Source organism: Streptomyces sp. NPDC053750, assembly GCF_044544295.1.
GTDB lineage: Bacteria > Actinomycetota > Actinomycetes > Streptomycetales > Streptomycetaceae > Streptomyces.
The window spans coordinates 43498-69187 of record NZ_JBITXB010000024.1 but is presented as its reverse complement, the minus strand read 5'-3'; the positions used below and the strand labels follow the sequence as shown (position 1 = coordinate 69187).

General features: G+C 73.4%; 22 protein-coding genes. 8 read left to right on the top strand and 14 right to left on the bottom strand.

Features of this window, described 5'->3' with window-relative positions:
• Window positions 1-8 precede the first annotated feature (8 nt).
• Entirely contained in the window at window positions 9-371 is a 363-nt protein-coding gene (locus tag ACIGO6_RS37315) for an ArsR/SmtB family transcription factor (RefSeq protein ID WP_399884459.1), read from the top strand.
• Window positions 372-435: 64 nt separating this feature from the next.
• Here ACIGO6_RS37315 and ACIGO6_RS37310 read toward each other — a convergent pair whose 3' ends face one another.
• The 10 genes from ACIGO6_RS37310 to ACIGO6_RS37265 form a co-directional block, all read right to left on the bottom strand.
• Complete coding sequence (locus ACIGO6_RS37310; protein ID WP_399884456.1) at window positions 436-4350, bottom strand: glycoside hydrolase family 2 TIM barrel-domain containing protein; 3915 nt, start codon at window positions 4348-4350, stop codon at window positions 436-438.
• 228 nt (window positions 4351-4578) lie between these two features.
• Window positions 4579-6171 (bottom strand): alkaline phosphatase D family protein, encoded by a 1593-nt coding sequence (locus ACIGO6_RS37305; RefSeq protein ID WP_399884454.1) that lies wholly within the window; start codon window positions 6169-6171, stop codon window positions 4579-4581.
• A gap of 118 nt (window positions 6172-6289) precedes the next feature.
• Window positions 6290-6949: an ABC transporter ATP-binding protein gene (locus tag ACIGO6_RS37300; RefSeq protein ID WP_399884452.1), complete on the bottom strand. Its 660-nt coding sequence runs from the start codon at window positions 6947-6949 to the stop codon at window positions 6290-6292.
• The gene (locus ACIGO6_RS37295) at window positions 6942-7928 is read right to left on the bottom strand and encodes an ABC transporter ATP-binding protein (RefSeq protein WP_399884450.1); all 987 of its coding nucleotides are present in this window, start codon (window positions 7926-7928) and stop codon (window positions 6942-6944) included. Before ACIGO6_RS37295 ends, ACIGO6_RS37300 begins: the two co-directional genes overlap by 8 nt.
• Window positions 7925-8845: an ABC transporter permease gene (locus ACIGO6_RS37290; RefSeq protein ID WP_399884448.1), complete on the bottom strand. Its 921-nt coding sequence runs from the start codon at window positions 8843-8845 to the stop codon at window positions 7925-7927. The genes ACIGO6_RS37295 and ACIGO6_RS37290 overlap by 4 nt, the downstream gene beginning before the upstream one ends.
• Window positions 8846-8850: 5 nt before the next feature.
• Entirely contained in the window at window positions 8851-9819 is a 969-nt protein-coding gene (locus ACIGO6_RS37285) for an ABC transporter permease (protein ID WP_399884446.1), read from the bottom strand.
• A gap of 32 nt (window positions 9820-9851) precedes the next feature.
• Window positions 9852-11441, bottom strand: coding sequence for an ABC transporter substrate-binding protein (locus ACIGO6_RS37280; RefSeq protein ID WP_399884444.1), 1590 nt, complete (start codon window positions 11439-11441; stop codon window positions 9852-9854).
• Between the two features lie 159 nt (window positions 11442-11600).
• The gene (locus ACIGO6_RS37275) at window positions 11601-12110 is read right to left on the bottom strand and encodes an O-acetyl-ADP-ribose deacetylase (protein WP_399884442.1); all 510 of its coding nucleotides are present in this window, start codon (window positions 12108-12110) and stop codon (window positions 11601-11603) included.
• Entirely contained in the window at window positions 12107-13516 is a 1410-nt protein-coding gene (locus ACIGO6_RS37270; RefSeq protein ID WP_399884440.1) for a phytoene desaturase family protein, read from the bottom strand. Before ACIGO6_RS37270 ends, ACIGO6_RS37275 begins: the two co-directional genes overlap by 4 nt.
• Window positions 13517-13619: 103 nt before the next feature.
• Complete coding sequence (locus ACIGO6_RS37265) at window positions 13620-14558, bottom strand: AraC family transcriptional regulator (RefSeq protein WP_399884492.1); 939 nt, start codon at window positions 14556-14558, stop codon at window positions 13620-13622.
• Between the two features lie 114 nt (window positions 14559-14672).
• Between ACIGO6_RS37265 and ACIGO6_RS37260 the strand changes: the two genes are divergently transcribed.
• Window positions 14673-15353, top strand: coding sequence for an NAD(P)H oxidoreductase (locus ACIGO6_RS37260; RefSeq protein ID WP_399884438.1), 681 nt, complete (start codon window positions 14673-14675; stop codon window positions 15351-15353).
• Window positions 15354-15381: 28 nt separating this feature from the next.
• Here ACIGO6_RS37260 and ACIGO6_RS37255 read toward each other — a convergent pair whose 3' ends face one another.
• Both ACIGO6_RS37255 and ACIGO6_RS37250 read right to left on the bottom strand, forming a co-directional pair.
• Window positions 15382-16227, bottom strand: coding sequence for an inositol monophosphatase family protein (locus tag ACIGO6_RS37255; RefSeq protein WP_399884436.1), 846 nt, complete (start codon window positions 16225-16227; stop codon window positions 15382-15384).
• A gap of 86 nt (window positions 16228-16313) precedes the next feature.
• Window positions 16314-18149: a gamma-glutamyltransferase family protein gene (locus ACIGO6_RS37250; protein WP_399884434.1), complete on the bottom strand. Its 1836-nt coding sequence runs from the start codon at window positions 18147-18149 to the stop codon at window positions 16314-16316.
• A gap of 303 nt (window positions 18150-18452) precedes the next feature.
• On the opposite strand from ACIGO6_RS37250, the gene ACIGO6_RS37245 reads away from it, so the two are divergent.
• From ACIGO6_RS37245 to ACIGO6_RS37235, 3 genes are all read left to right on the top strand, one after another.
• Window positions 18453-19016 carry a heme-binding protein gene (locus ACIGO6_RS37245; protein ID WP_399884432.1) on the top strand — a complete coding sequence of 188 codons (564 nt, stop codon included), beginning with the start codon at window positions 18453-18455 and terminating at the stop codon, window positions 19014-19016.
• Window positions 19017-19210: 194 nt separating this feature from the next.
• Window positions 19211-19807 carry an ankyrin repeat domain-containing protein gene (locus ACIGO6_RS37240; RefSeq protein WP_399884430.1) on the top strand — a complete coding sequence of 199 codons (597 nt, stop codon included), beginning with the start codon at window positions 19211-19213 and terminating at the stop codon, window positions 19805-19807.
• Between the two features lie 70 nt (window positions 19808-19877).
• Window positions 19878-20942 carry a biotin/lipoate A/B protein ligase family protein gene (locus ACIGO6_RS37235; protein WP_399884428.1) on the top strand — a complete coding sequence of 355 codons (1065 nt, stop codon included), beginning with the start codon at window positions 19878-19880 and terminating at the stop codon, window positions 20940-20942.
• On the opposite strand, the gene ACIGO6_RS37230 is transcribed toward ACIGO6_RS37235, so the two are convergent.
• Entirely contained in the window at window positions 20939-21631 is a 693-nt protein-coding gene (locus tag ACIGO6_RS37230; protein ID WP_399884426.1) for a response regulator, read from the bottom strand. The two genes, ACIGO6_RS37235 and ACIGO6_RS37230, sit on opposite strands and share 4 nt — an antisense overlap.
• On the bottom strand, window positions 21628-22773 hold the full coding sequence (locus ACIGO6_RS37225) for a sensor histidine kinase (protein WP_399884424.1): 1146 nt from the start codon (window positions 22771-22773) through the stop codon (window positions 21628-21630). Before ACIGO6_RS37225 ends, ACIGO6_RS37230 begins: the two co-directional genes overlap by 4 nt.
• A gap of 167 nt (window positions 22774-22940) precedes the next feature.
• On the opposite strand from ACIGO6_RS37225, the gene ACIGO6_RS37220 reads away from it, so the two are divergent.
• The 3 genes from ACIGO6_RS37220 to ACIGO6_RS37210 all read left to right on the top strand — a co-directional run bounded on the left by ACIGO6_RS37220 (window position 22941) and on the right by ACIGO6_RS37210 (window position 25628).
• Window positions 22941-24014, top strand: coding sequence for a carboxymuconolactone decarboxylase family protein (locus tag ACIGO6_RS37220; RefSeq protein ID WP_399884422.1), 1074 nt, complete (start codon window positions 22941-22943; stop codon window positions 24012-24014).
• A complete protein-coding gene (locus ACIGO6_RS37215; RefSeq protein ID WP_399884420.1) occupies window positions 24011-24832 on the top strand; it encodes a class I SAM-dependent methyltransferase in 822 nt (273 codons plus the stop codon). Before ACIGO6_RS37220 ends, ACIGO6_RS37215 begins: the two co-directional genes overlap by 4 nt.
• 133 nt (window positions 24833-24965) lie before the next feature.
• Window positions 24966-25628: a hypothetical protein gene (locus ACIGO6_RS37210; RefSeq protein WP_399884418.1), complete on the top strand. Its 663-nt coding sequence runs from the start codon at window positions 24966-24968 to the stop codon at window positions 25626-25628.
• Window positions 25629-25690: the final 62 nt, after the last annotated feature.

Genomic DNA, 25690 nt, shown 5'->3' with positions numbered 1-25690 from the left:
ATGAGCGCATGGGTCACGGAGCCGCCACCACCGCGCAGGACGCCGCCGCACGTGTGCGCCTGGACGCGGACAACGTCGCCAAGGTCGCCACCACGCTCCAGGCCCTGTCCACCCCGTCCCGGCTGCTGATCCTGGCGCGGCTGCGTGAAGGCCCGCTGCCCGCCACCGAGTTGGCGGCGGAGGTCGGCATGGAGCAGTCGGCCTGCTCGCACCAGCTGCGGCTGCTGCGCAACCTGGGCCTGGTGGTGGGTGAGCGCAGCGGCCGGTCGGTGGTCTACGCACTGCACGACCACCATGTGGCCGAGCTGCTCGACCAGGCCGTGTACCACGTGGAGCACCTGCGGCTGGGCATCAGCGACGCCGCCGAGTGAGCGGGGGAGCCCGGTCGCCCCGGACTCCCCCGCTCCTCCCCGGCCGTTCGGTCGCCGTGGACCGCTATTCGGTGGCCGTGGGCCGCCGCGAGGCCGCCGTCGCGTCACGGACGTCGGTGACCGGGCGCAGCCGGTACGTGTAGGAGTAGTCCCGGTCGGCGAAGAGCTTGAACTCGTCGTGGGTGTGCGCGCCCCAGCTGTTGTCGCCGCCCACGCCCATCTGCCGGTGGTTCAGCCGCAGGACGACCTCGTCGCGCGGCGTCAGCTGGTAGTCGTGCCGCACGCCGGTCGACAGGTCCTCCGGCGTGAAGTGGGAGGCGTTGGCCTCCAGCAGGGGTTCGCCGGACGCGAGCAGGCCCCGGCCGTGGCGGTCGGTGAGGGCGATCCAGCGGACGTCCGTCTTGTTGCCGTTCTCCTGCGGGCGGATGTAGGGCGTCCACTGCTCGGCGACGGTCCCGGAGTAGAGGCCCACGTCGGTGCCGGTGTTGCGGTCCCAGTGGTTCTCCTCGGGGCCGCGGCCGTAGTAGTGCAGGCGGTCCAGGCTGCTCGGCAGGAGGAGCAGGGTGCCGACCTCGGGGATGTAGGGCAGGTTCGCGGCGCCCGGGTGCAGGGTGTTGTCGACCTTGATCTCGGCGTTGCCGAACACCGTGTAGGTGGTGGTGTACGTCGACTCCACCGTGGTCGGCAGCGTGCCGGTGACCTTGATCTCGACGGCCCGGTCGCCCAGGGTCCGCACGGCGACGTCGGTGACCTTGCGACGGGTGCCCGCGTCGCGCCAGGTCTGGTTGCGGGTGTGCTGGCCGTTGCCCTTGTCGTTGTCGGTGGGCGCCCGCCAGAAGTTGGGCACGGGGCCGGAGGTGATCAGCCGGGTGCCGTTCGCCTCGTAGGAGGTGAGGGTGCCGCCGCGCTTGTCGACGGTGACCGAGAAGCCCTTGCCCGTGACCCTGACCTCGCTGTCGCGGTCGTCGTGCCGCAGGGCCGGGACGCTGTCCAGCCGCACGGGCGTCACGTCGGGGCTCCCGGCCTCGACGGGGAGCTGCTGCCGGGCCACCTCGAAGCCCGCCTTGGCCCAGGGCGTGGACTCCTTGGTGGTGAAGGAGAGTTCCAGGAAGTACTCCGTGCCCGGGGCCGGGTCGCCTGGCAGGCGGACGGGGAGGGTGATGTCCTTGCCGGACAGCGGCGCCACGTCCAGCTGGTCGCCGGTCAGCCTGCCGCGTCGGACGACCTTGCCGTCGGCGACGAGCTCCCACCGGCCGTCGAACTCGCGGAGGTTGGTGAAGAGGAACTCGTTGGTGAGGGTGACGGCTCCGGGGTCGCCGCCGGAGCCGCGGGCGGCGTTGACGGCCTGGTAGACGCGCTTGACCTCGGCGGCCTTGCCGGTGTGTCCGCGGTCGGCGGTGACGATGCCGTCGGCGACGAAGGCGCCGTCGTTGGGGTTGTCGCCCCAGTCGCCGCCGTAGGCGAGGAACGTCTTGTCCTGGGGCCGCTTCTGCTCGGTCTTGACGGTGGCGGCGTCGAACCAGAACCGCACGCCGTCGTCACCGGGACCGCGGCCCTCCGAGGCCAGTTCGGCGGCGCCGAGCGCACGGGCGTAGACGCGGGCGCGGCGGATGGTGCCGCTGAATTCCCTGGTCTGGGCGTCGGCGTCGGTGGCGAGGGCGAGGGGCGCGGTGTTGCTGCTGGGCCGCCGGGTAGTGGTGCGGGTGGCCTTCGCCGCGCCGTCGACGTAGAGGGTCAGCGTCCCGGCGTCCGCGTCGAAGACGCCCGCGATGTGGTGCTCCCGGCCGGTCCAGTCGTCCGGCACGGCCCAGCTCGCGGTGATCCACTGGCCGTCGGAGTGGATGAAGAACTCCAGGTTCCGGTTGGTCTGCTTCAGCGCGTACTGGGTGTCGCCCTTGGCGAGGATGGGCTGGTGGTAGCCGGTCACGTCCGGGGTGATCCAGACCTCCAGGGTCAGGGAGCCCGTGAGGTCGAGGCTGTCGTCGCGCTCGAAGACCGTGATGCCGGTCAGGCCCTTGTCGCGGTCGAGGCCGCCGTGGGTCGCGAGGATCTCGCCGCGCAGCCCGGCCGGCCCGGCCTCCGTCAGCAGGGTGCGGGACGGGACGGGCGTGTACAGGGACTGGTCGACGAAGTCCCAGATCCAGCCGCCCTGGAGCACGTCGTGGGCGCGCACGACGTCCCAGTACTTCTTGAAGTTGCCGGTGGAGTTCCCCATCGAGTGGGCGTACTCGATCATGACGTAGGGCCGGGTGTCGGAGGTGTCCTTCGCCCGCTGTTCGACGCGCTGGGGGCTGTCGTACATCTCCGAGCGGATGTCGCTGATCCCGGGGCGGTCGTCGCCCTCGTACTGGATGACGCGGCTGGGGTCGTAGGAGCGGATCCAGTCGTGCATGGCGGTGAAGGTGCTGCCGCCGCCCGCCTCGTTGCCGAGCGACCAGATGACGACCGAGGCGTGGTTCTTGTCGCGGTGGACCATGTTCTGGGCGCGGGCCACGCAGGCCTCGGTCCAGTCGGGGTGGTCGCCGGGGTACTCGTCGCGGATGCCGTGGGTCTCGAGGTTGGTCTCGTCGACGAGGTAGAGGCCGTACTCGTCGGCGAGTTCGTACCACAGGGGGTTGTTCGGGTAGTGCGAGGTGCGGACGCTGTTCATGTTCATCCGCTTGATGATCCCGATGTCCTCGACCAGGTCCTCGCGGGTGAGCGCGGTGCCCCGGGAGGGGTGCATCTCGTGGCGGTTGGTGCCCCGGAAGGAGACGGGCTTGCCGTTGATCCGCATCAGGCCGTCCTTGAGCGCGAACTCGCGGAAGCCGACCCGGTGCGACAGGGTCTCGATCACCTTGCCCGCCGGGTCCCGCAGGCGCAGCACGGCGGTGTAGAGGTTCGGGTGCTCGGCCGACCAGAGCCTGGGCTTCGACACCGCCTTCGCGGCCCGTACGGTGACGTCCTGACCGACGCCGGCCGTGCCGAGGTCGGCGGCCTGCTCCAGCGGCCGGGACCAGACGGCGTGGCCGCGGGCGTCGTACAGCTGGGTCTCGACGGTGTACCGGCCTGTGCCGCCGTCGCCGTACGCCCGCACGCTCGCGGTGACCGCGAGTTCGGCCTCGGTGTACGTGTCGTTCAGCGGGGTGTCCAGCTTGAAGTCGCGCAGGTGGACGACCGGGGTGGAGTAGAGGTGGACCGAGCGGAAGATGCCGCTCAGCCGGATCATGTCCTGGTCCTCCAGCCAGTCGCCGTCGGCGTAGCGGTAGACCTCCACCGCGATCTGGTTGGTGCCGGGCTTGAGGTGGTCGGTGACGTCGTACTCGGAGGGGGTGTAGGAGTCCTCGTCGTAGCCGACCAGTTCGCCGTTGATCCACACGTAGTGGGCGGACTTGACGCCCTCGAAGTGGAGGAAGGTGCGGCGGCCCTGCCAGTCGCGGGGGACGGTGAAGGTGCGCCGGTACTGGCCGACCGGGTTGTAGCGGGTCGGCGCGGTGGGCGGCTGGGGGTCCTCGCCGCGGCCGTTGGGGCCCCAGTACGGGTAGGTGATGTTCAGGTAGATCGGGAAGTCGTGGCCGTGCAGCTGCCACACCGACGGGACGGGGATGGTCTCCCAGTCGCCGTCGTCCACGTCGGTGCGGTGGAAGTCGGCGTCCCGGTCCTCGGGGCGGTCGGCGTAGGCGAACTTCCAGTTGCCGTCGAGGCTGAGCCGGTAGGGCGAGCGGGTGCGGTCGCCGGCGAGGGCCTGCCGGACGTCCGCGTACGGCGTGAGCGTGGTGTGCGGCGGCTCGGTGCCGAGCCGGAAGACTCCGAAGTCGTTCCACTGAGGGGGCTCGTCGGCCGCCGCCCGCCGGCCGGCCGCGTGCGCCACGACGGGCGACGCGGACGACAGGGCGAGTGCGCCGAGGACGGCGGCGCCGCCCTCCAGGAGACGGCGGCGGCTGACGAGCGGCCGGGGGCGGGCCGGGGTTGCGGCGGGTGACACGGGCGAGTGCGGCATGACCGTGGCCTTCCATGGGCTTCGGGGGCGGCTCAACGCACGGTGCTGTGACGGCAGTTGATGTGGAGACGGCTCACAACTGCCGGTGACGCAGCGACTACTGAGTCAGGGTCACCCTAGGACTCGAACACAACCGAAGCAATTACCCCGTCGGACTTTGTTGGTTCCTGATGGAGGTCTGGGAGGCTTGGAGGTCTGGAGGTCTGGAGGTCTGGAGGTCTGGAGGTCTCAGGCGTTCTGGACTCCGGGCACCCCCGCCTCGATCACGAAGGACTTGTCGGTGCGGACCGGGGCGTCGGGCCGGGTGACGTAGTCGACCACCCGGTAGTCGGCGGTGTACCGGTCCCGGGACACGGTGCACCGGACGTAGCCGCGACGGCTGCTGTAGTACTTGGTGTGCGGGTTCTCGTCCCAGTACACCTGGCCGGGGTCGTGGGTGGCCGAGCCGTCGCCGCCCGAGGTGATGGACGTGGTGACGAACTCGCTGCCCAGCAGCCGGGTCTCGGGGCGCTCGAAGTCGCGGCGCAGGTCGTTGGTCCAGTTGTTGTGCACGTCGCCGGTGAGGACGACGAAGTTGTCGATACGGCGCTCCTCGACGTAGCCGAGCACCCGGTCGCGGGAGACGCGGTAGCCGTCCCAGCCGTCGTTGTAGCCGCCGTCGTCCGGGCCGGCGACGGCGTCCCAGTTGGCGAAGTAGATCTGCTGCGGGAGCACGTTCCAGGTGGAGCGGGACCGGGACAGGCTGCGCTCCAGCCAGGCGTGCTGCTCGTCGCCGAGGATGGTGGCCTTCGGGTCCCACTGCTCCGGGCCGGAGACCTGCCACTTGTCGCCGTAGGGCTGGTTGGTGCGGTACTGGCGGGTGTCCAGCACGCTGAAGGTCGCGGTGGCGCCGAACTCCAGGCGCCGGTACAGCGGCAGCGCCGTGTCCACCGGCTTGCGGAAGCGGCGCAGCGGCATGTGCTCCCAGTACGCCTGGTAGGCGGCCCGGCGGCGGGCGGCGAAGTGCGCGGTGGTGTCGTTGCCCTGGCCGGCGTCGCTGTTCTCCGGGCTCAGGTCGGCGTAGTTGTTGTCGGTCTCGTGGTCGTCCCAGGTGACGACGAACGGTGCCGTCGCGTGCAGCAGCCGCAGGTCCGGGTCGGTCTTGTACTGGGCGTGCCGGGCCCGGTACTCGGCGAGGGTGTTCATCTCGTCGCCGTGGTGCGTGCGCACCTTGCCGTTGACGCCGGCCGCGTACTCGTAGAGGTAGTCGCCGAGGTGGAAGACCACGTCGGGGCGCTCCTCGGCCATGTGCCGGTACGCGGTGAAGTACCCCTGCTCCCAGTTGGCGCAGGACGCGAAGGCGAAGTCGACGGCGGGCGCGGTGCCGGGGGCCGGGGCGGTGCGGGTGCGGCCGACCGGTGAGACCGCGTCGCCGGCGCGGAAGCGGTAGTAGTACTCGTGGTGCGGGCGCAGGCCGCGTACGTCGGCGTGGACGGTGTGCGCCTCCTGCGGCACGGCGTGCTCCACGCCCCGCTTGACGACCTTGCGGAACCGCTCGTCGAGCGCGACCTCCCAGCGAACGGGGACCGGACGCGCCGGCATGCCGCCGTCGTCGTCGAGCGGCTTCGGCGCGAGACGGGTCCACAGGACGACGCCGTCGGGGAGCGGGTCGCCGGAGGCGACGCCGAGCTGGAAGGGGTCGGCCGGGACACGGCCGGGCGCGGCAGCGACAGGTGCGGCACCGGTGCCGAGCAGCACCGCGCCGGCGCCGGCGGCGCCCGCGATGCCGAGGAAACCCCTTCTCTTCAGGGAGTTCGGGGAGCTGGTGCGCGGCGGGGTCATCGAACCTCCAGAGGACGGATGGTCGGACGACGCCCAGGCAAACGGCACCGGGTGAACCCCGATGGCTGTGCCCGTGGACCGCGCTTGACCGATACATGTCCAATGAAGGTTCTTGCGGTCAGCGGTTCGTGAGACCGGCCCATTCGACGGTGCGGTCGCACCAGCGGTCGAGGAGGACCCGGTCGTGGCCGACGGCCAGCAACCCGGCGCCGGTGGCGGCCCGGTAGTCCTCCACCACCCGGACCAGGGCGGCGGTGGTCGACGCGTCGAGCATCGCCGTCATCTCGTCGCACACCAGCCAGCGCGGCTGCAGCACGAGGGCCCTGGCGAGGCAGGCGCGCTGCAACTGGCCGTCGCTGACCTCGTGCGGGCGTCTGCCCAGCAGGTCGGCGGTCAGGCCCACGGTGGCGGCCAGTTCGGCGATCCGGTCGGCGCTGCCCTCGCGCCGGCCGGTGGCGCGCAGCGGTTCGGCGATCAGGTCGGTGAGGGTGAGGCGGGGGTCGGCGGAGAGCCGCGCCTGCTGGAAGACGACGCCGAAGGCGGTGCGCTGTTCGCGCGGGGCGCGGTGGCGCCAGTGCCGTACGGGGGTGCCGTCGAGGACGAGTGTGCCGGCGTCGGGGCGGTGGAGCAGGGCCGCGACGCGGGCGAGGGTGGACTTGCCGCAGCCGCTGGGCCCGAGCAGCCCGACGGCCTCGCCCGGGGCGATGGTCAGGGAGACGTCCCGGACGACGGGGGCGTTCCTGGTGTATCCGGCGGTGACGGCGCGCAGTTCAAGCACGGTCGGCGGCCTCCGTGAGAGCTGCGTGCGGGTGGTGGCAGGCGACCGTGCCGGTCAGCGGCGGCAGCGCGGCGCAGGCGTCGCTCGCCCGGTCGCAGCGGGCGGCGAAGGCACAGCCGTCGGGCAGGGCGCCGAGTTCGGGCGGCAGGCCGGGGATGGGGGTGAAGGCGCGCTCGGGCAGGGCGTCGAGCAGGCCCCGGCTGTAGGGGTGGCGGGGGCCCGGGGTGCCGAAGAAGTCGCCCGCGTCGGCCAGTTCGACGATCCGGCCCGCGTACATCACGGCGATCCGGTCGGCGATGCGTGCGGCGGCGGCCAGGTCGTGGGTGATCATCAGCAGGGCGCGGTTCTCGTCGTCCGTCCTGCTGTCGACATGGCGCCGCAGCTCGTCGACGGTGTGGTCCACCAGGTCGCGGTCGAGTCCGGTGGTCGGCTCGTCGGCGAGCAGGAGGGGGGCGTCGCCGACGAGTGCCATGGCGGTGGCGGCGCGCTGGGCGAGGCCGCCGGAGAGTTCGTGCGGGTGGTGGTCGAGGTGGCCGACCGGGAACGCGGCGCGCTCGGCGGCGGTCTCGGCGGCCTTGCGCAGGGCCGCACGGCCACGGACCCCGGTGAGCTCGGCGACCGTCTCCTCCAGCTGGGAACGGATGGTGCGCACGGGGGTGAGGTGGGCGGCGGGGCTCTGCGGGACGAGGCCGATCAGCCGGCCCCGCACCGTGCGGGCGAAGGTCCGCTCGTCGGCGGCGAGCAGGTCCAGCTCGCCCAGGCAGGCGCTGCCGGCGCTCTGCGCGTTGCCGGGCAGCAGCCCGAGCAGCGCGGAGGCGAGGACGGACTTGCCGCAGCCGCTCTCCCCGATCAGGGCCAGGCACTCGCCGGCCGCCACGTCGAAGTGGACGTCGGTGACGGCGGCTACGCGCCGCCCGCCGGGCATGAGGAAACGCACCGACAGACCGCGCACCGACAGCACGGGGGCTCGCTCGGTCACAGCATCAGCTCCGATCGCCGGCGGGGGTTGATCCGCTCCCGCCAGGCACCGGCGAGTCCGGCGACGGCGAGGGTGGGGACGATGATGAACAGCCCCGGGAACAGGGTCGGCCACCACTGCCCGGCGAGCAGCGAACCCCGCGCCTCCTGGATCAGGTTGCCGAGGCTCGCGGTGTGGGTGGGCAGCCCGAGCCCGAGGAAGGACAGCGCCGACTCGTGCCACATGGCGTGCGGCACCATCAGTACGGCGGCGAGCGCGGCCTGGGGCAGCACGCCCGGCAGCAGATGCCGTACGGCCACCCGCCACCGGGAGGCGCCACCGGAGACGGCCGCGTCGATGTACGGGCGCGAGCGCAGGGACAGCACCTCGGCGCGGACGATGCGCGCGGTCGACAGCCAGTGGGTGAGCGCGACGGAGATCACCACCGGCCAGACGCCCGGCCGGAACATCGCGACGATGAAGATGCCGAGCAGCAGGTGGGGCACGGAGGAGATGGTGTCGACCACCCGCATGACGGCCCGGTCGACCCAGCCGCCCAGCGCCCCGGCGGTGGCGCCCACGGCGGTGCCGACCACCGTCGCCGTCAGCGCCGCCGCCACCCCGACGAGCAGGGAGACGCGCAGGCCGTACACGCAGCGCAGCAGCAGGTCGCGGCCCACGTCGTCGGTGCCGAAGGGGTGCTCCCGGCTGGGCGGTTGCAGCTTGGCGGCCAGGTCGACGGCCTGCTGGTCCAGCTGCACCAGCGGCGGCACGAGCAGCACGGCGAGGACGGTCACGGCCAGCACCGCGGCGGAGGTGCGCAGGCGCAGGGTGCGGGTGGAGCGGCGGTCGCCGCCGTAGGAGCGCCAGGCGGGGCCGGGTCGTTCCGTCCTGGTGGCTGCCTTGGCGGCTGCCTTGGTGGCTGCGGTCTCAGCCATGGACATCACATCTCACTGTGCTTCACCCTCGGGTCGAACAGTCCGTAGAGCAGGTCCGCGAGCAGGTTTCCGACGAGTACGGCGGCGGTGGCGAGGGTGGTCAGGGCGGCCAGCAGCGGGAAGTCGACGGCGGTGGCCGCCTCGACGGTGGCCGCGGCGATGCCCGGCCAGCTGAAGACGCTCTCCACCAGCAGGGCGCCGGTGATGAGTTCGGGCACGCGGGAGCCGATCAGGGTGAGCACCGGCAGCAGCCCGGAGCGCAGGGCGTGGCCGAGCAGGACCTTGCCCTCGCCGACGCCGCGGGCCCGCGCGCCGCGCACCGGATCCTCGGCCAGGGCGTCGCCGACGCCCTGGCGCACGTACAGGGTGAACCAGGGCAGTTGGGAGACCGCGAGCACACCGGCGGGCAGGACGATGTGGCTCGCGACCTGGCCCGGGCTGACCTGTTCGCTGGCGGTGTCGGTCAGGCCGCCGGCGGGCAGCAGGTCCCACTGGAGGGCGAACAGCCACACGGCGAGCAGCGCGATCCAGAAGACCGGCGCCGCCTCCAGGGTGTACGCGAGCGAGGTGACCGCCCGGTCGAGCATCGATCCGGGACGCCGGGCGGCCAGCACGCCGAGGAGCGTGCCGACCAGCACGGCGGCGGCGAAGGCGACGGCGCACAGCAGCGCGGACCACACGAGGCGTTCCCCGATGACCTGCGTCACCGGCTGGCGCAGTACGCCGGAGTGGCCGAGGTCGCCGGTGAGCGCGGCGGTCAGCCAGTCCCACCAGCGGGCCACGAACGACTGGTCGACGCCGAGGTTGTCCCGCAGCCGGTCCAGGGTCTCCTGGTCGGCGCCGAGCGCGGCGGTGCCGGCGTAGGCCTTGACGGGGTCGAAGGGCGAGGCGGCGGCGATGGCGAACACACCGAAGGTGACGACGAGGACGATGGGGACGGCGAACAGCGCCCGCCGTCCCACCAGGCGTGCCATCGCTCCCCAGGGCAGTTTCCGGGGGGATCGGGTCACTTCTTCGGCTGCCAGTCCTCGATGTTCCACCAGGGGCCGCTGGCGAAGCCGTGCTCGTGCGGCTCCAGTTGCGTGGTCAGCCCGTCCCAGCGGTCGGCGAGGACGTAGAGGTGGTCGATGTGGGTGAGGAAGGTGTAGCCGGGGTTCTCGACCAGGGCCTGCTGGATCGCGTCGTAGGCGGCGGAGCGCTTCTCGGGGTCCTGGGTGCGGCGGCCGGCGTCGAGGGCCTTGTCCACCACGGGGTTGTCGTAGTGCGCCATGTTGTTGAAGCCGTCGCCGGCGAGCGAGGAGTGCAGGAGGGTGTACAGCCCGAAGTCCGGGTCGCCGACGCTGCCGAAGCCCGCCAGGACCGCGTCGCTCTTCATCCGCGGCTCGATGACCTCCCAGGTGGCGCCCTCCACCTTCACCTCGATGCCGGCCTTCTTGGCGTCGGAGGCGTAGGCGAGCGCGTGGTCCTGGCGGACCTTGTCGCCCGAGGGGTAGTACAGGGTGAACGAGGCGCGCTGTCCGTCCTTGGCGCGGATGCCGCCGGAGCCGGGCTTCCAGCCGGCCTCGTCGAGGATGCGCTTGGCCTTGGCCAGGTCGTGCGGGCGCTCGATGCCGGGCGCGTACGAGGGGTCGTCGGCGGGCAGCGGCCCGTAGGCCGGGCGGCCCGCCCCGTCGAGGATCTTGTCGACCATGGCCTGGCGGTCCACGGCGGCGTCCAGGGCCTGTCGGACGGCGCGGTCGCCGGTGACCTTGCCGGAGGTGGGCAGGGTGACGGCCCGGAAGTCGTAGGACTTGGCCTGGTAGCTGCGCCGGCCGTCGTCGTTCTTGAAGGTGGCGGCGAGATTGGGCGGCAGGACGGCGCCGTCGAGGTCGCCGGAGCGCAGCCGGGTGGCGCGCACGTTGTCGTCGGCGATGACCGCCATGGTGAAGGACTTCACCGCGGGCTTGCCGCCCCAGTAGTGCGGGTTGGTCTTGAAGGTGAGCTTCTCGCCCTTGCTCCAGTTCGCCAGGACGTACGGGCCGGTGCCGACGGGCTTGGTGTTGAAGTCGCCGGTGTTGGGGTCCTGTCCGCCCGCGACGTGCTCGGGGACGATGGGCAGCACCGTGCGGGCGGCGAAGGGCGCGTAGGGGTACTTGAGGGTGAAGACGACGGTGTCGTCGCCGCCCGCGCGGACGTCCTTGATCGCGTCCAGTTCGCTGCGGGCGGTGTTGTTGGTCTTCGCGTCGAGGACGGTGCGGTAGGTGAAGACCACGTCCTCGGCCGTCAGCGGTTCGCCGTCGCTGAACTTCACGCCGTCGCGCAGGGTGTACGTGTACGTCAGGCCGCCGTCGCCGACCTTCGGCAGCGCGGTCGCCAGGGCCGGCTTCAGCTTCAGGTCGGTGTCGTGGGCGAGCAGCCCGTCGAAGATCTTGGAGTTTCCGTCCTTGCCGTAGCCGAGGAGCGGGCTGAGGGTGTCCGGCTCGGAGCCCACCCCGATCACGACGGACTCGGCCGCCTTGGCGTCGTCCCCCGTCCCGCCCCCGGGGGCGGAGCAGGCGGTGACGCCGGCGGCCAACGCCGCCGCGGCGGCGGCACTTCGTATCCGACGGGTCGTCATGTCTCTCCCACATTGTTGCCGGTGTGGGGTTATTGCACATCAGTCGCAATTGAAGCGTCAAGCCAGGTGAGAGCGCGGGTGAGGGCGCGTACGGGGATACGTACGGGAATGCGTACGGGAGTACGCAAAGGGAGGCAGGGCGCGTGGGCCGAGGATCCGTCAGCGGGTCCGGGCGGCGAACGCCTCGTAGGCCCGGTCGTCGAACAGGACGAACCGGACCTCCGCGACCGACGTCCCGGCGGTCCGCACCGTCTCGACCGCGATACGGGCCGCGTCGTCCATGGGCCAGCGGTAGACACCGGTGGAGATCGCCGGGAAGGCGACCGTGCGCGCGCCCAGCTCGTCGGCGACCCGCAACGACTCGCGGTAGCAGGAGGCGAGCAGGTCCGAGCGGTCCTCGGTGGCCGACCAGACCGGGCCCACCGTGTGGATCACCCAGCGGGCTTCCAGGGCGCCCGCGGTGGTGGCGACGGCCCGGCCGGTGGGGAGGCCCTTGCCGAGGTGCCCCGCGCGGAGCCTGCGGCACTCCTCGAGGATCGCGGGGCCGCCGCGCCGGTGGATGGCGCCGTCGACGCCGCCTCCGCCGAGCAGGGAGGAGTTGGCCGCGTTGACGATGGCGTCGGCGCTCTCGCGGGTGATGTCGCCGAGGGCGAGTGTGATGGTGGTCATGTCTGCCTCAGCCTTCGCCAGACGGCCTTCGCCGCGTTGTGCCCCGACATGCCGTGCACGCCCGGGCCGGGCGGGGTGGCCGACGAGCAGATGAAGACGGCCGGGTGCGGGGTGGCGTACGGGAACAGGGACAGCTTGGGCCGCAGCAGGAGCTGGAGGCCGCTGACCGCGCCGGAGGCGATGTCGCCGCCGACGTAGTTGGCGTTGCGGGCGGCGAGTTCGGGTGGACCGGCGGTGGCGCGGGCGAGGACGCGGTCGCGGAACCCGGGGGCGAAGCGCTCCAGTTGGCGTTCTATGGCGTCGGTGAGGTCACCGGTCCAGCCGTTGGGTACGTGTCCGTACGCCCAGAACACGTGCTTGCCGGCCGGGGCCCGGGAGGGGTCGGCGACGCTGGGCTGCACGGTGATGAGGAACGGCGCGTCGGGTGCGCGGCCCTCGCGGGAGGCGGCGTTCAGCGCCGCGCCGATCTCCGCGCTGCCGGCGCCGATCTGCACGGTGCCGGCGGTGCGGGGTTCCCGCGCGGTCCACGGGACCGGGCCGTCCAGCGCGTAGTCGATCTTGAAGACGCCGGGGCCGTAGCGGTAGTTGTCGTAGTAGCTCCCGAGGCCGGCGATGCGGGCCAGGGCCGTGGGTGAGGTGTCGAAGACGTACGCCCGCGCGGGCGGCAGGTCGTCGAGGCGCTTGACCTCGTAGTCGGTGTGGACGGCGCCGCCGAGGTCCTTCAGGTACGCCGTGAGCGCGTCGGAGACGGCCTGGGAGCCGCCGCGGGCCACGGGCCAGCCGCGGGCGTGCGCGGCGAGGGCGAAGACCAGGCCGATGGCCCCGGTGGCGAAGCCGCCCAGCGGTGCCATGACGTGCGCGACGAGACCGGCGAAGAGGGTCTTGGCCCTGTCGTCGCGGAACCGGCGCATCAGCCAGGTCGACGGGGGCAGGCCCACCAGGCCGAAGCGGGCGAGGGTGACCGGGTCGCGGGGCAGCGCGGTGAGCGGCAGGGACATGAAGTCGCGGGCCAGGGTGTCCCATCGGGGCAGGAAGCGCTCGACCAGCCTGCGGTACGCGCCCGCGTCGCGCGGACCGAACGAGGCGGCCGTCTCACCGACCGAGCGGGCCAGCACGGCGGCCGAGCCGTCGAGGAAGGGATGCGCCATGGGCAGCCCGGCGTGCAGCCACTCAAGCCCGTACCGCTCCAGGGGCAGGGCGCGGAACGCGGGCGAATTGATGCCCAGCGGGTGCGCGGCGGAGCACGGATCGTGCAGGAAACCGGGGAGGGTCAGCTCCTCCGTGCGGGCGCCGCCGCCCACGGTGTCCCGCGCCTCGAAGACGGCGACGGAGAAGCCGCGGCGGGCCAGCTCCACGGCGGCGGTCAGTCCGTTCGGCCCCGCACCCACTACGACCGCATCGAGCATCGACGGCACCTTCGGACCCCTTCGTCAGCCGACGGCCACTGGGGATCAGGATATGCCCGGGGTCCGACAGCCCGCGGTCGCGGGTGGGCGGGACCGCCGGTGCTCAGGCAGCCGCCCCGGCGCGGAACGTGCTGGGGCTCACGCCCTTGTGGCGTTTGAAGGCGGCGCTGAAGCCGAAGGCGTCGGCATAGCCGACGGACTCGGCGACCTGGGCGACGCTCAGGTCGGTGTCGGCCAGGAGCGCCCCGGCCTCGTCCATGCGGCATGCGGTGAGGTAGGCGAGGGGCGGGCTGCCCATCAGCTCGGTGAAGCGCTTGGCGAACAGTGCCCGGGAGACACCGGCTCGCGTGGCCAGCGACGCGACCGTCCAGGCATCGGCGGGCCGGTCGTGGAAGGCCCGCAGGGCGGGGGCGAGGACCGGGTCGGCGAGGCCGCGGTACCAGCCGGGCGCGTCGGCGCCGGCCTGGTCGAACCAGGTGCGCAGGGTGCACACCAGCGCCCAGTCGAGGAGCCGGTCCATGAGGGCCTGGGAGCCGGCCGAGCGCCGGGCGGCGTCGGCGGCGGCCGTCTCCAGCCAGGCGCAGACCTCGACGTCCTCGTTGACCACCAAGGCGGGCGGCAGGGCGCTCAGGAGCCGTTCGTGGCGATGGCCGAAGGCGCGGTAGGCGCCCACGATCAGCGCGGTCGCCCCGTCCGGATCGGTGCCCCAGCGGATACCGCCGAGGTCCTGGGCCGTGCACTCGGCTTCGGTGAAGCAGGCGATCTCGTACTCGGCGTGGGGGCGGTCGACCGTGGTGGGCCGGTCCGCGAGGAGGAAGGGCTCGGGGCCGCGGACGACGGCCGTGTCCCCCACGCCGACCGTCCGCTCGGTGCCGTCGGGCAGCAGCAGGGTGCCGCCGCCGCGCAGCACGCTGACCATGGTGAGCGGCGCGCCGTCGGCGAAGCGGATGGTCCAGGGCGCCGTCAGTACGGCGTGGCTGACGACCGAGCCCTCGGCCCGGATGCCGCTCAGCAGCGAACTCAGGGGATCCACGGAAGACAGCGTAGACGATCTCCTATGTTTCGGAGGGTTTCTCCCATGGATCATCCACGTGACCGGGGCTGTACTGGTCTCGTCGGATTGATTCGGATTGATCAGGACCAGCCGGGAGACACCGTGACGCAGCACAGCAGCGACGCCAGGACGGCCCTCGTGGTCGTCGCGCACCACCGCAGCGATTCCCTCACCGCACACACCGCCCGTCGTACCGCCGCCCGGCTGGAGGCCGCCGGATACCGCGTCGACCTGCTCGACCTGCACGCCGAGGGGTTCGACCCGCGGATGAACGTGGCGGACCAGCCGGACTGGGGCGACAGGGAGAAGGCGTACTCGGACGAGACGCACGCCCATATGCGGCGCATCCTCGACGCCGAGGTCGTCGTCGCCGTCTTCCCGGTGTACTGGCAGAGCGTGCCCGCCCTCCTCAAGGGCTGGATCGACCGCGTGTGGAACTACGGGTTCGCCTACGGCCGCAGCAAGCCCCGCCTCGCGGGCAAGCGCATGCTGTGGCTGGCCCTGGCCGGCGCCACCGCCGACGACGCCGTCGTGGAGGGCATGCAGTCCGTCCTCGAGACCAATCTGAGCGAGGGCATCGCCTACTACTGCGGCTTCGCCCACTCCACCGTCGGCCTGCTCACCGACGCGGAGGAGCGCCCGCAGCGCATCGACGCCGAGGGAAATCTGCTGGTCGGCGAGGCGGTCGCGGGCACCGAGCGCGAGGCGCAGTACGCCGACTTCGACCGTCGCGCACGCGAGCTGGTGGAGAAGTTCCTCGCCGAGGAGCTGGTGGCGGCCTGACGGCAGGCGCCCGGACGAGGGTGACCGGTCAGGCCTCGCCCGCCAGCAGTGCCACCACCTGGCGGGCCGTCGCCGCGTCGCGGGCCGCGGTGAACGGCAGGTCGTTGCCGCCCGTGATGCGGAAGGGCTCGCCCGCGCGGGTCAGGTGGGTGCCGCCCGCCTCCTCGACCAGGAGGAGCCCCGCGGCGTGGTCCCAGGCCGCCTCCCACGAGAAGGCGGTGGCGTCGGACTCGCCGCGGGCGACGGCGAGGTACTCCAGGCCGGCCGAGCCGCAGGCGCGCGGTGCCACACCCGGGGTGCGCAGGCCGAGCAGGGCGCGCTTCTGCTCGTCCGTCGTGTAGTCCGGGTGGGACGTGGCGACCCGCAGGTCACGGCCGGGCTCGGGCGGGCCCGCGTACAGCCGCTCGCCGTCCAGGAAGGCACCCCGGTCCCGGACCGCCGTGGCGAGTCGGTCGGAGGCGGGGGCGTACGTCCAGGAGGCGTGCACGACTCCGTGGCGGGCGAGCGCGACCAGCGTGCAGAAGCCCGGGTCGCCGTGCACGAACTGCCGGGTCCCGTCGACGGGGTCGACGATCCAGACCGGCGCCTCGCCCCGGATCGCCTCGTACGACGCGGGGTTGGCGTGCACGGCCTCCTCGCCGACCACGACCGAGCCGGGCAGCAGGGCGACCAGGGCCTCGGTGAGGTACTGCTCCGCCTTGCGGTCGGCGTCCGTCACCAGGTCGTGCGGGCCGGACTTCTGGTCGACCTCGTGCGCCGCGAGCCGGCGCCAGCGGGGCATGATCTCCTGGGCGGCCGCCTTGCGGACGGCCTCCTCCACGTCGTCGGCGTGCCGGGGGAGAAACTCGTCGATGGTTTCGTTGTCGTCGATCATGACTCCATGGGAGCACACGGCACTGACAATCCCCACCCGGGTGGTGTACTCCGGGTGGAATCAGCATGAACACACGGTGCGCGGGTTCAGCGGCCGACCGCGTAGCCCTGCATGCCGCGCGGGTTCGCCGCCGCCGACAGCACGCCTGTCTCCGGGTCCCTCGCGACGGCGCACAGCCGGCCCTCCGACCACGCGTCGCCGACCGTCACGTCGTGCCCGCGGCGCCGCAGCTCCTCGACGACCTCCGCCGGCATGCGGGACTCCACGGTGACGCCGCCCGCCCGCATGCCGCGGGGGAAGAAGGAACCGGGGAAGCTGTCGTTGTGCCAGTTCGGGGCGTCGATCGCGCCCTGGAGGTCGAGGCCGCCGCGCACGTGGGCGCGCAGGGCGACCGCCAGGAAGAAGTGCAGCTGCCACTGGTCCTGCTGGTCTCCGCCGGGCGTGCCGAAGGCCATGACGGGCACCCCGTCGCGCAGGGCGAGGGAGGGCGTGAGCGTGGTGCGCGGCCGGCGTCCGGGGGTGAGGGAGTTCGGCAGGCCCTCCTCCAGCCAGGTCATCTGCAGGCGGGTGCCGAGCGGGAAGCCCAGTTCGGGCACGACGGGGTTGGACTGGAGCCAGCCGCCGCTGGGCGTGGCCGAGACCATGTTGCCCCAACGGTCCACGACGTCCAGGTGGCAGGTGTCGCCTCGGGTGCCGCCGTCGGCGGTGACGTCCGGTTCGCCCGGCACCGGTGAGGTCGGGCTCTTGGCGACCGTCGGCTCGCCGACCCCGAGCGCGTCGAAGCCCTCCCCCTCGACGGCCGCCACGCGCGCGTGGGCGCTGAGCCGCGGGGTGCGCCCGCCGGGGCTGCCGGGCCGCAGGTCGAAGGACGCCTTGTCGCCGACGAGGTGCCGCCGCGCCGCGTTGTACTCCGGCGACAGCAGGTCGTCGAGCGGTATCCGGTCCGCGCCGTCCGCGTCCCCGTACCAGGCCTCGCGGTCCGCCATGGCGAGCTTGCAGCCCTCGACCAGCAGGTGGACGTAGTCGGCGGAGCCGTGGGCGGGCAGTTCGGGCGGGAGCAGCGCCAGCTGCTGGAGCAGGACGGGGCCCTGGCTCCACGGGCCGGCCTTGCACACGGTCCAGCCGTTCCAGTCGTACGTCGCCGGGGCCTCGTAGGACGCGGACCAGCCGGCGAGGTCTGCGGCGGTCAGGGTGCCGGTGTGGCGCTCGCCGCTGGTGTCCATGGTGGGCCGGCCGGACTGCCGGACCAGCGCCTCGGCGACGAATCCGGTGCGCCACACCTCTCGGGCCGCCTCGATCTCCGCCTCCCGGTCCCCCGCCCCGGCGACCTCGGCGAGCAGCCGCTGCCAGGTGGCGGCGAGGGCCCGGTTGCGGAAGAGCTCCCCGGGGCGGGGCGGGCGGCCGTCCGGCAGGTAGACGCCGGCCGAGGACGTCCACTCCGTCTCGAACAGCTCCCGGACGGTCTCGACGGTCTCCGTGAAGCGCTCCACGGGCGGGTGCCCGTGCTCGGCGTAGCCGATGGCGTACTTCAGCACGTCGGCGAGGCGCTTGGTGCCGTGATCGCGCAGCAGGAGCATCCAGGCGTCGAAGGCTCCCGGCACGGCGGCGGCGAGCGGCCCGGTGCCGGGGACGAGTCGCAGACCGAGGCCCGTGTAGTGCGCGACCGTCGCCCCGGCCGGCGCCACGCCCTGCCCGCACAGCACCCGCACCTCGCCGCCCGCCGGGGCGATCAGGATCGGCACCTCCCCCGCCGGTCCGTTCAGGTGCGGCTCGACGACGTGCAGCACGAACGCACCGGCCACGGCGGCGTCGTAGGCGTTGCCCCCGTCCTCCAGGACCGCCATGGCGGACTGCGAGGCCAGCCAGTGGGTGGAGGCCACCATGCCGAAGGTGCCCTGGAGGGTGGGACGGGTCGTGAACATGGGGCCTCCACCTCGAGCCGGAGCCGTCCTCCGGCTGCTCTGCGCTCTGCGGTCTTTGCTCTGCGCTCGCCCGGCAGACTATCGATCGTCCCGCGCGCCTTCGGCCCCGCCTCCGGCTCATTGTCACCGAAGCGGTCGGGCGCGGGGTCAGCCGATCGGTTGACCCTCCCGTCAGCCGTCCGCGCGCGGGAGGCAGCCGGTACGCCGACGGACCGGGGCCCCCGGCGGACCCAGCATGGGTCCCAGAGCGGGACGGCCCGTACCGGCCGTACCCCACCGACCACCGGATTCAGGAGATGGGTCATGAAGCACGTCAAGAAGGCCTCGAAGCGCACCCGCGCCGTCACCGGCGGCGCGCTGGTCGCCGTCCTCGCCCTCGGCGGCTTCGGCGCCTACTCCGCCAGCGCCGACTCGCCCAAGGCGGCCCCGGCGGCGGTGAAGGCGGAGGCCAGGGGCAAGAACCTGACCCGGTCGACCCATCTGACCGTCGAGGCCGCCACAAAGGCCGCGCAGGCCGCGCTGGACGCCGCGGAGAAGGAGAACCAGCGCGTCTCCGTCGCCGTCGTCGACCGCAACGGCAACACCATCCTCACCCTGCGCGGCGACGGCGCCGGCCCGCAGTCCTACGAGTCGGCCGAGAAGAAGGCGTACACGGCCGTCTCCTGGAACGCGCCCACCTCCGAGCTGGCCAAGCGTCTGGAGCAGGCCCCCAACCTGAAGGACATCCCCGGCACCCTGTTCCTGGGCGGCGGCGCCCCGGTCACCGCCAAGGGCGCCCCGATCGCGGGCATCGGCGTCGCGGGTGCCCCGTCCGGCGACCTGGACGAGAAGTTCGCCCGGGCCGGTGTCGCGGCGCTGGGCAAGTAGCGGCGGGCACGTCGAGCAGTGCACCCGCGCAGACCCCGGCGGCGCACGTGATCCCTCGTGCCGTGCGCCGCCGGCTCTTCGACCCGGCCCGGATCCACGCAGGTGTCCGGGCGGGGACCGGCATCGCCGCGCGGAGTGGGACGAGGGCGGCCCTGGCCTCACTGCGCAGCCCGACCCATTCGAGGAGCACCCCCATGTCCGCTGCCGACCGCGCCCTTCGGGCCGCCGTGTGGGACGACGACGCCGACGCCGTGCGCCTGGCCCTCGCCGACGGCGCCGAGATCGAGTCCCGGGACGAGCACCGCCGCACCCCGCTCCTGATCGCCGCCATCGGCGACCATGTGGCGGCTGCCGGGGCCCTCGTCGCGGCCGGCGCCGACCCCGACGCCCAGGACGACCGTGAGGACAGCCCCTGGCTGGTCACCGGTGTCACCGGCAGCGTCCGCATGATGCGCGTCCTGCTCCCGGCGGAGCCGGACCTGAAGCTCCGCAACCGCTTCGGCGGCACCGCGCTGATCCCCGCCGCCGAGCGCGGCCACGTCGACTATGTCCGGGCCCTGCTCCGCGCGACGGACATCGACGTCGACCACGTCAACCGGCTCGGCTGGACCGCGCTGCTCGAGGCGGTGATCCTCGGCGACGGCGGCCAGGCGCACCAGGAGATCGTGGAGCTGCTCATCACCGCCGGCGCCACGCCGGGCCTCCCGGACGGCGACGGCATGACCGCGCTCGAACACGCGCGGCGCCGCGGCTTCACGGAGATCGCCGGCCTGCTGAGCGCCCTGCGCTGACCCGGGAACACCGCCACCTCCGTCACTGTTGCCCCTCATGTGCGGAAAGGGCGGAAAGGGAGGCGGATCGGTGCACGGTGAGTACAAGATCCCCGGCGGCAAGCTGGTCGTCGTGGACGTGGAGGCCGAGGGCGGTGTGCTGCGGCACGTGCGCGTGGCGGGCGACTTCTTCCTGGAACCGGACGAGGCGCTGGACGCCGTGAACCGTGCGCTGGAGGGCGCCCCGGCGGACACCGACGCGGCGGGGCTCGCCGCGCGGATCGACGCGGCGCTGCCCGAGGGCACCGTGATGTACGGGCTGACCTCGGAGGGCGTCGGCATCGCCGTGCGCCGTGCCCTCGCGCACGCCACGGACTGGACGGACTACGACTGGCAGCTGATCCACGAGGGGCCCGAGTCCCCGGCGCTGCACATGGCGCTGGACGAGGTGCTGACGGCCGAGGTCGCCGCGGGCCGGCGTCCGCCGACGCTGCGGGTGTGGGAGTGGGCCGCCCCGGCGGTGATCATCGGCAGCTTCCAGTCGCTGCGCAACGAGGTGGACGCCGAGGGCGCCGCGCGCCACGGCATCGACGTGGTGCGCCGGATCTCCGGCGGCGGCGCCATGTTCGTGGAGCCCGGCAACACGATCACCTACTCGCTGTCCGTGCCGGAGGCGCTGGTGCAGGGGCTCTCCTTCCAGGACAGCTACGCCTACCTCGACGACTGGGTGCTGGGCGCCCTCGGCGAGATGGGGATCCGGGCCTGGTACCAGCCGCTGAACGACATCGCCACCGACCAGGGCAAGATCGCGGGCGCCGCGCAGAAGCGCGTGGTGGGGCCCGGCGGCGGTCCCGGCGCCGTGCTGCACCACGTGACCATGTCGTACGACATCGACGCGGACAAGATGCTGGAGGTGCTGCGCATCGGGCGGGAGAAGCTGTCCGACAAGGGCATCAAGAGCGCGAAGAAGCGGGTGGACCCGCTGCGCCGGCAGACCGGTCTGGCGCGCGAGGCCCTGATCGAGCGGATGATCTCCTCCTTCGGCGTCCGGTACGGGCTGAGCCAGGGGAAGGTGACCGACGACGAGCTGGCGCGGGCGCGGGAGCTGGCCCGCACCAAGTTCGGCGCGCCCGAGTGGACGGCGCGGGTGCCCTAGGGACTCTCGGACCGGTACTGCCGCCCCCGTGCCGTCACCAGGCCCGATTCGTACGCGAACACCACGAGTTGGGCCCGGTCCCGGGCGCCCAGTTTGGTCATCGCCCGGCTGATGTGGGTCTTGGCGGTCAGCGGGCTGATCACCATGTGCGCGGCGATCTCCTCGTTGCTCAGGCCGCGGGCGGCGAGCGCGGTGACCTCGCGTTCGCGGCGGGTGAGGCGGTCCAGGCCGGGTGCGGTGGCCCGGTCCGGGGGCCGGGACACGAACTCGCCGATGAGGGTGCGGGTGACCGACGGGGAGAGCAGGGCCTCGCCGCGGGCCACCACCTCGATGGCCTGCAGCAGGTCGGCCGGCTCGGTGTCCTTCAGGAGGAAGCCGCTCGCGCCCGCCCTCAGGGCCTCGAAGACGTACTCGTCCAGGCCGTAGTTGGTGAGGATGACCACGCGGACCGCGGCGAGCGCCGGGTCGGCGGCGATGCGGCGGGTCGCCTCGATGCCCGTCATCACCGGCATCTGCACATCGACCAGCGCCACGTCGGGCACCCGGTCCCGCACCAGTGCCACGCCCTGCTCGCCGTCGGCGGCCTCACCGACCACCTCGATGCCGTCCTCCGCGTCGAGGAGGGCCCGGAAGCCGGCCCGCATCAGCGCCTGGTCGTCGACGAGCGCGACCCGCACGACCTCGCTCATGCCGTCGTCTCCCCCAGCGGCAGCCGGGCCCGCACCGCGAAGCCGCCCTCCGCGCGCGGGGCGGCGTGCAGGGTGCCGCCGAGTGCCGTGACGCGCTCGTGCATGCCGGTCAGGCCGGTGCCGGGCACGGGCGGGCGGGCCGGGTCCGCGGCGCCGTCGTCCTCCACGTCGATCGTCAACTCCCCCTTGGCCGACCGTTCCTTGGCCGGATCCCCCTCGGTGCCCCGGCCGTAGTCGATGCGGACCGTGACCTTCGCCGGTCCGGCGTGCCGCGCCGCGTTGGTGAGGGCCTCCTGGACGACGCGGTAGGCGGCCCGGTCCAGCGCCTGCGGCAGCGGGCGCTCGTCGCCGGTGACCGTCAGGTCGACGGGCAGGCCGGCCGTGCGGGCCCGCTCCACGAGCAGCGCCGGGGTGCCGGCCGGCTCGTCGGCGCGCAGCACCTGGAGGGCGGAGCGCAGCTCGCGCATCGCCTCGCCGCTCGCCTCCTGGATGGCGAGCAGCGCGGGCGGCACCTCCTCGCCGCGTTTGCGGGCGAGGTGGACGGCGACGCCCGCCTGGAGCTTGACGATGGAGATGCTGTGCGTGAGGGAGTCGTGCAACTCCCGGGCGATGCGCAGCCGTTCCTCACCGGCGCGGCGCAGGGCCGCCTCCTCCCGGGTGCGTTCCGCCTCCAGGGCGCGCTGTTCGGTCTGGCGCAGATACGCCTGCCAGTTCCGGTCGGCGAGCCCGGTCACCACCGCGCACAGGAACCAGCCGGCGAGCAGCCCGGCCCGCTCGGCCACGTCCTGCGTGCCGGGTCCGGTCGACACGTACCCGGCCAGGAACACCGCGCTGCCGGCCGCCGCGAGGCCCCGGTGGCCGACCCGGGCCGCGGTGTGCACGGCGCCCAGGACGGGCAGGGCGGAGAGCGGCCCCGGGTGCGCGTGGACGACGTACGCCGTGCCGAGCACCGTGGCGACGGCCAGCACCGCGCGCGGGGCGGCCCGGTGGAAGGCAAGCGCCGCCGAGGCGAGGGCGATGAGCGCGTGGTCGAGCGGCGTGGTGCCGTCGTCGAAGGCGGCGACGCCCGTGCCGAGAGCGCCGACCACGGCCGCGAGGACCAGGTCGGCGAGCCGTCCGCGATCGACCTGACGCCCACTCATGCCCGCACCCTAGACGGTCCCGCCGACAGCCGCGTCGGCCCTGTGGACGGCTTGTGGACTACTCCCGGCGAAGTAGTCGCCCGCCCGGACGGGCCCCGTCGTCGCAGCCCGGACTGCCTCCGGCGGTACGACGACCGGGAGTGCCCCGGCGGCGCACGCTGCTGTCCATGTCCTCATCGTCCTCACCCTTCCTGCACACCGAACCGCTGCCGCCGAAGTCGGCCACCGGCCGCGTCGCGGAGGTCTACGGCCAGATCGCGCGGGACTTCGGCATCCCCGAAGCCGCCCCCTTCGTGGCACTCTCCTCGGCACCCGAACTCATGGCGGCCACCTGGGCGTTGATGCGCGAGTCGCTGATCGCCGGCCCCGGCACCCGGACCGGCAAGCAGGTCGCCGCCTTCGGGGTCTCGCTCGCCAACCAGTGCCCGTTCTGCGTGGACGCGCACACCGTGCTGCTGCACGCCACCGGAGACCACACGCTGGCCGAGCGGCTGGCCCGGGGCGAGGCGCCCGCGGACGGGGAGCACGCGCGCGTGCTCGACTGGGCGCGGCGCTCCCGGGTGCCGGACGCCTCCGGGAACCCGTGTCCCGTCCCGCGCGAGGAGGTCCCGGGCTACGTGGGCACCGCGCTGGCCTTCCACTTCATCAACCGGATCGTGTCCGCGCTGGTGGCCGAACAGCTCTTCCCGGCCGGCGCGCAACGGCTGCGCTGCGTGCGCAGTCTGGCGGGACGGTCGCTGTCGCGCACCGTGCGCCGCCCGGCCGTGCCCGGCGCCGCCCTCACCCTGCTGGACGACACCCTGCCGGACGCCCCGGGCCGGGGCCCGGCGTGGGCGGCGGGTACGCCGGTCGGCCCCGCGTACGCGGCGCTGAGTACGGCCGCGACGGCGGGCGCGGGCCTTCTCGACCCCGACGAGCAGAGCCTCGTACGGCAGTCGGTGGCCGCCTGGGACGGCTCGCACCCTCCGCTGACCCCGGACCCGTTCCCCGACCGGCGTGAGTGTCCCGGCGCGCGGCTGGCGCTGCTGGCGGCGCTCGCGCCGTACCGGATCACGGACGTGGACGTGGCGGCGTGGCGCCGGCCCGAGCACACCGACCACTGCCTGGTGCACCTCGTCGCGTACGGGGCGTTCACCGCGGTCGACCGCATCGAGACCGCCCTCTCCGCACCGCGCACGACCCCGCCCCTCACCCGCACGACCCCGGCCCCCACCCGTCCGACCACCCGGGAGCCCTCATGACCCTCGTCGCCAACCCCCGTCAGGCCGAGGCCTGGAACGGCCCCGTGGGCCAACACTGGGCCACCCACCAGGCCCGCTACGACGCCATGCTGGCCGGCGTGAACGACGCCCTGTTCGACGCGGCGGCCGTCGCCCCCGGCGACCGCGTCCTCGACGTCGGCTGCGGGGCCGGCGCGACGACCCGGATCGCCGCGCGGCTCGCGGCCCCCGGGCAGGCCGTCGGCGTCGACATCTCGGCGCCGCTGCTGGAGCGGGCCCGCGCAGGCACCGCCGCCGAGGGGATCACCAACGCGGCGTACGAGTGCGCCGACGCGCAGGTGCACCCCTTTCCGGCCGGCGGGTACGACGTGGTCGTCAGCCGGGGCGGGGTGATGTTCTTCGCCGACCATGCCGCCGCGTTCGGCAATCTGGCGCGGGCGCTGCGGCCCGGTGGGCGGCTGGCGTTCGTCTGTCCGCAGCCGCCGGGGCCGGAGTCGGAGGAGGCCCGGGCGCTGGCGCTGTTCGCCCGGCTCGCCGACGAGACGCCCGACGCGGACACGGTCGCCGCGCGGACCGCGATGGCCTCGCTGTCGGACCCGGCCCGCATCCGGGAAGTCCTCGCGGGATTCGAGGAGGTGACGGTCGCTCCGGTCACGGTCGAGGCGGTGTGGGGACGTGATGTCCGGGACGCCGTCGAGTTCCTGCTGTCGCGTTACCCCGGCGGCGCGCTTCCCGCCGGGCGGCGCACCGGACTTGAGGAGGCGCTGCGGCCCTACGCCACCGACTCGGGTGTACGGATGCGGGCCGGGGTGTGGCTGGTGACGGCCGTCCGCCCGTGAGTCCGCGGTGCGTCTGCGTCACCGCCTGGCCACGCACCGAGTTCGGCCTTCCGCCTCACAGGGAGTCGTGTGACACTGGCGTCCCGTCCGCAGTGCGGACTCCTTCCGCACCGTCCCCCACGAGAAGTGCGCCGTGCGTTCTCTTCCCCTGCCGCTCGCCCTGACCGCGCGTCTGGCCCCGGTCGCCGTGCTCGCCACGGCGGGCTGGGCGCTGTCGTCCGGGCCGGACACGTCACCGGCCGCGAAGGACGAGACGCCGCCCGACACCACGAACCGGTCCGCCTCCGCACCGGCGACCGAGGCGGCGACGAAGACGTACGCCGCCGCCCCTGCGCCGTGCGGGAGTCTGGCCGGGAAGACGGTCACCTCGCTGGTGCCGGGCGCCAAGGCGGCCGGCAAGGAGATCCCGTCGACGGACACCCAGGTCCGCCGCACCTGTTCCTGGAACGCGCTCAAGGGGTACGACTACCGCTGGCTCGACGTCTCGTTCGAGGTGATGGAGTCGGACGAGGCGGCGCTGAAGTCGTACAAGGAGCGGGTGGCCGACCGGAGCGGCGGAGGCGAGGTCCCGGGGCTCGGCGACGCGGCCTACTCCGTCGTGAACCTCACCACCGAGGACAAGCAGCAGACGCGCGAGGGCACCGTGCTGGTCCGCGCGTCCAACGCCCTGGTGATGATCACGTACAACGGCAGTGACTTCGAGTCGAAGAAGGCACCCGGCACCGAAGAGATCAACAAGGGTGCCATCAAGGCGGCCAAGGAGGCCGTGTCCGCCCTGGCCGACGGCGGGGCCTGACCCGCCCGTCGGCCGGCGCCGCACCGGGTCCGCCGCGCGGGGACGTCTATCCGGAATCCATG

Coding starts and splice junctions, on each gene's coding strand:
- ACIGO6_RS37225 (WP_399884424.1), bottom strand. CDS start 22,773: ATGAGTGGGCGTCAGGTCGATCGCGGACGGCTCGCCGACCTGGTCCTC.
- ACIGO6_RS37245 (WP_399884432.1), top strand. CDS start 18,453: ATGAAGCACGTCAAGAAGGCCTCGAAGCGCACCCGCGCCGTCACCGGC.
- ACIGO6_RS37250 (WP_399884434.1), bottom strand. CDS start 18,149: ATGTTCACGACCCGTCCCACCCTCCAGGGCACCTTCGGCATGGTGGCC.
- ACIGO6_RS37270 (WP_399884440.1), bottom strand. CDS start 13,516: ATGCTCGATGCGGTCGTAGTGGGTGCGGGGCCGAACGGACTGACCGCC.
- ACIGO6_RS37285 (WP_399884446.1), bottom strand. CDS start 9,819: ATGGCACGCCTGGTGGGACGGCGGGCGCTGTTCGCCGTCCCCATCGTC.
- ACIGO6_RS37255 (WP_399884436.1), bottom strand. CDS start 16,227: ATGATCGACGACAACGAAACCATCGACGAGTTTCTCCCCCGGCACGCC.
- ACIGO6_RS37230 (WP_399884426.1), bottom strand. CDS start 21,631: ATGAGCGAGGTCGTGCGGGTCGCGCTCGTCGACGACCAGGCGCTGATG.
- ACIGO6_RS37315 (WP_399884459.1), top strand. CDS start 9: ATGGGTCACGGAGCCGCCACCACCGCGCAGGACGCCGCCGCACGTGTG.
- ACIGO6_RS37220 (WP_399884422.1), top strand. CDS start 22,941: ATGTCCTCATCGTCCTCACCCTTCCTGCACACCGAACCGCTGCCGCCG.
- ACIGO6_RS37275 (WP_399884442.1), bottom strand. CDS start 12,110: ATGACCACCATCACACTCGCCCTCGGCGACATCACCCGCGAGAGCGCC.
- ACIGO6_RS37280 (WP_399884444.1), bottom strand. CDS start 11,441: ATGACGACCCGTCGGATACGAAGTGCCGCCGCCGCGGCGGCGTTGGCC.
- ACIGO6_RS37290 (WP_399884448.1), bottom strand. CDS start 8,845: ATGGCTGAGACCGCAGCCACCAAGGCAGCCGCCAAGGCAGCCACCAGG.
- ACIGO6_RS37305 (WP_399884454.1), bottom strand. CDS start 6,171: ATGACCCCGCCGCGCACCAGCTCCCCGAACTCCCTGAAGAGAAGGGGT.
- ACIGO6_RS37310 (WP_399884456.1), bottom strand. CDS start 4,350: ATGCCGCACTCGCCCGTGTCACCCGCCGCAACCCCGGCCCGCCCCCGG.
- ACIGO6_RS37240 (WP_399884430.1), top strand. CDS start 19,211: ATGTCCGCTGCCGACCGCGCCCTTCGGGCCGCCGTGTGGGACGACGAC.
- ACIGO6_RS37215 (WP_399884420.1), top strand. CDS start 24,011: ATGACCCTCGTCGCCAACCCCCGTCAGGCCGAGGCCTGGAACGGCCCC.